General features: G+C 53.2%; 4 protein-coding genes. 3 read left to right on the top strand and 1 reads right to left on the bottom strand.

Annotation, left to right across the window (positions count from 1 at the left end; translation table 11 throughout):
- Positions 1 to 398 precede the first annotated feature (398 nt).
- Positions 399 to 854: a hypothetical protein gene (locus tag VFO10_RS19505; RefSeq protein WP_325143300.1), complete on the top strand. Its 456-nt coding sequence runs from the start codon at positions 399 to 401 to the stop codon at positions 852 to 854.
- 72 nt (positions 855 to 926) lie between these two features.
- On the top strand, positions 927 to 1,712 hold the full coding sequence (locus VFO10_RS19500; RefSeq protein ID WP_325143298.1) for a substrate-binding periplasmic protein: 786 nt from the start codon (positions 927 to 929) through the stop codon (positions 1,710 to 1,712).
- Here VFO10_RS19500 and VFO10_RS19495 read toward each other — a convergent pair.
- Positions 1,697 to 3,271 carry a phospholipase D-like domain-containing protein gene (locus tag VFO10_RS19495; RefSeq protein WP_325143296.1) on the bottom strand — a complete coding sequence of 525 codons (1,575 nt, stop codon included), beginning with the start codon at positions 3,269 to 3,271 and terminating at the stop codon, positions 1,697 to 1,699. The two genes, VFO10_RS19500 and VFO10_RS19495, sit on opposite strands and share 16 nt — an antisense overlap.
- A 157-nt stretch (positions 3,272 to 3,428) precedes the next feature.
- Here VFO10_RS19495 and VFO10_RS19490 point away from each other — a divergent pair.
- On the top strand, positions 3,429 to 3,926 hold a 498-nt coding region (locus tag VFO10_RS19490), incomplete at its 3' end, for a hypothetical protein (RefSeq protein WP_325143293.1).

The raw sequence follows: 3,926 nt of genomic DNA, 5'->3' as shown, positions 1-3,926 counted from the left end.
GGCATGATTCAAATGGTAATGCCAGGTCGTGGGGCTGTCGCCATAGGCTGTCTGGGTAAAGTCAAAAAGGTTGTTGATGCGAAACGTGAGGTCATAAATCCATGGTGAAACGCTGCTCGACAGCTGCCGAAGGCAATCGGCGTGCGTAAGAGGCCGGATAAAAAAACTGTTCATAGCCTAACTGAACATTCAGGCGTTCCCCTATTTTCCCCCCAGTGAAGAGATCCGCAGCGGAGATGGCATAAGTCTCGTCGCTATTCTGAAAAATGATGGGCTGCCCTTTAAAAACCTTATCCTCGCTGTGAGGACATGATCACCAAGCGCCCGCTCATAATCAATCTGCCCCGACCCCCGCAGTCTGATCGTGAGTCTGGATCAGGAACCTTTATGTTTTCAGGATGAACCATGGGAATGACTTTGAATGTTCATCCCAGGCGAACGCGATTGCGCTGCACGGCGCTCAGCATGTTCGCATTACAGGACGCATGAGCTGGAGAAGGGAGGTCTTTGGTGAAAGGCGGTATGATCGAATTTTTTTCAAGGATCTGCCTGCGCCCTTCAGTCACGCGGATTCTGCATGGGACCTTGCTGTGATCCTCTCACGACTCGCCGTACTCCGTTCTGCCGATGTCATCGTCGATTTGGATTTTCTGGAAGCTCATGAGATTCAAGCTTGGGAAGAGCCGCTGCCTTTCACCTGGGAAGGACGGGATAGGGCCATAGGTTTTTGGATCAATACGCAGGATGCCGCGTTGCGCTATTTAAGAATTCCGGCCTTCGCGATTCTGAGCCAGGGGAGGGACAAAGTCCTGGCATCTGAGGCCTCGCCCCTGTTTATCTCACGAGGGGAATGAACTCGCCACATTTTCGTTGGGCTATGGTATGCTGGCGAAAGTCCACTTCATGGACTTTATGAAAGAGCAAATGTGAGCCGTGCATTGGGCCTGATCGTATTCTTCATAAGCTTTGGCCTCTCGGCCCAGACGAACCAGCCTAAAGTCCTTCATTTCGTGACGGATATATTTCCTGGATTGGTTGAAGATCTGGGGCACGGGCGCGTCTGTGGCCTTGCGCCCTATCTGACCAAGGCTGCCGCCGAGGCCATCGGCTACGGCTACGAAATGGAGGTCCTGCCGCTGCCCCGCGCTCTCAAGTTCATGAAAAGCAAGGCCAAGGACGGCATCATTAGCATTTACAAGACAGCTGAGCGGGAAAAATTTCTTAACTTCACCTCCCAGCCCTTCCATGTCGACGCTTTACAAGTCTTCAGCCGTGAAGGCGAAACCATACCTTGGAATAGCAAGATGGAAAGCCTGCAGCCCTATCGCATCGGTGTGATGCAGGGCTGGTATTATACCGATCGCTTCAAGAATCTGAACGAGAAGGACCCCCGTTACCGCTTCGAATGGGTGCCGCTGCGTGAGAGCGGATTCAAGATGCTGCGTGCGAAGCGCATAGATGTCCTGATTTCCAATGATAGAATTTTGCGCGGCTTTTATCAGAGTGAGAAAAGAAATCCAGACAGCAAGCCCGATATCGTTCCCCTGGAACCTCCGCTGGAGCACAAGGGTGTCTATATAGGCTTTGCCAAAAGCGTCCCGCTCGAAGTCGTCAAGGCTTTTGACCAGGCCCTTCTTCAACTCCTGAAAGATCCTAAGATCAAAAAGGTCCAGGAATCCCCCGCCAGCCTCTGTCCTCATTCTGAAGGATAAGCTTCCCATCCGTCATCCACGGTCCGAAAATCCCAGGTCAGGGGCAGGTCCTTTTCCGACACGGCCTTATCGAAGAGCATCGTGAACTGACGGCGAAAGGCTGCATAGACATGCGGAATGCGAATCCAGTAGTAGTTCTCAAAATTCTTTTCAAAACCCGACTGGGTTAAGTTGCCGGCACCGGTGAAAAGGGAGCCCTCGATACCGCTTTCGGGCGTCTTATATTGAAAGAGAATGAACTTATTGTGAAAGAGCATCTTGCCAAGGTGATTCGTCTCGACAAAACGTAGCTCCGCCCCCGCCTTTTCCAGGGCTTTCGGACTGAAATCGGCGTCGAATTCGCTGCGATTGAAAAGTGAGCAGCGGACCTTTCTGGCGTCAGCTTCCGTAAGACCCCAAAGGCAATACGAGGTGAGACTATCGGATTCACCATAGACCTTGCCATCGACCTTCCAGGCCAGTCCCTGTCCGATAGGATCCTGATAGGCCGACCAGAAAAGCTCAGCATCGACCAGCATCTTCACTTCAAAAGTGGGATCCGCCTTCAGCTTGTCCGTCAGCGCCCGGATCAAACCCGGTTCGGTCATATGATGGGCCGCAATCCAGACCGCCGACGAACGCTCCACTTCGGTGGCAAGCTTCGTGAGTTCCTTGCGATCATCATAGGGGCCGCCTGACTTGGGTATGAAATAATCCTTCATCCAGGGATCCTGCGCCCGCGCTTCATCCACACCATGGGCCAGGCGACAGGCATCAAGATTTCTATAGAGAAGCTTCATATTGCCCAGGCTCTCTTCGGTCAGAGCATCGCGCAGGCAGAGATGATCCTGGCTGAACCAATGCTGCCGGGGAAGCGTGACGAAATTCCAGTTTTCATGATGTCCCCAGGTGCCCGATGAAATATTCCCGCTCTGAAAGCTGATCCTCACGGTATCGCTTGCATGATCCAGGACCATCAGCGATTTGAAATGCGCAAGCCGCCCGCTGCTCTTAAACTGCAGGAGTTCCAACCCGGGACATTGCTGTATCGTATCGAAGGCGTCGCTGCCGAATTCCGGTTCGTGCATAAAGACCTTGACCCGCACGCCACGCAGGGCCGCCTCACAAACCCAATGACCAACCGACGTCATGCTGAAGCTAAAGCTCGCAATAAAAAGTTCGTCGCCCGGCTTCGTGCCTTCCACCCAATCCTGAATTCGATTCAGGGGACTGTCGGCCTTGCGGTAAGGATTTTCTTGACCCCGCAGGGTCGAGGCCTCAAGGTCGCTCTGATCACAGAAAACATTGGCAGGAATGAAGGGGCGGTGGCCACCGCCGAGCGTGGGAATTCCCGCAGTATCCAAAACAATTGGCTTCACCTCGTCGCGATCGGGTGAAATGCGAACAGGTCCGCGCGAACTTTCCAGAGTTTCGGCCGGTGGATTGCGCGGGCGATAGGACACAAACTTTTGTCGCGGACAGACAGGGTTGGTGAAGAGCACTTCATAATTGGCTGGTGACCAGCCGCCGATCTGAAGCGAGCTGTTCATTATGAAGAGCAGATCGAGGCCGAGACTCATCGTCAATTCCCCCATTTTCTGTGTAGATTCTGCACATAATTATCCAATACAACCACATGATATTAAAGTGATAAAAAGCTTGTAGTAAGGAAATATCGGCTGTGACCGATAAATATTTTGTACACGGCATCGACGCCATAGAGAAAGGGAACCAGGTATGACAAACTTTTCGGCTCACTGCGCCCGCATCCTTGCTATTCTCGCAGTTTCCACCTTCATGACCAACTGCGGCCGTGACAACCTGTCTTTGCGCAGCCTCAGCGGTCAGAAAAAGAGCGAGGATTCCGCCGCGCTGAGACCGTCTTCCGGCGGCACCGCATCCATTCCTGCCGCGAAAGCGACCGCTGCCTTCAGCGATATCGCGATTATGGACCAGGGCGACGTGAACTATACCACGATCCTGAGCCAGCAGCTGAAAACGTCGAACCGTTCCCTTTTTATTGATATGTCTTTGGAATGCGGTCTTCTGACCAAGACGACTGTAAAGAGCAAAGGCGGCACCAAGGATACGTCCTCGGCCTCGGCGGCTGTGATGGTTCGCGTGCTGGTGGATGGCAAGGTCGCGGCCCCTGGTGAAGTCACTTACTGTCAGAGAACTCAGGAACTCAGCGCCACATTCGGCGGCATCCTGCAGAGCTGTACCGATGCGAATGGC

Origin of the sequence: Oligoflexus sp., assembly GCF_035712445.1 — a bacterium.
Taxonomy (GTDB): domain Bacteria; phylum Bdellovibrionota_B; class Oligoflexia; order Oligoflexales; family Oligoflexaceae; genus Oligoflexus.
This window is presented reverse-complemented; position numbering and strand designations above follow the sequence as displayed.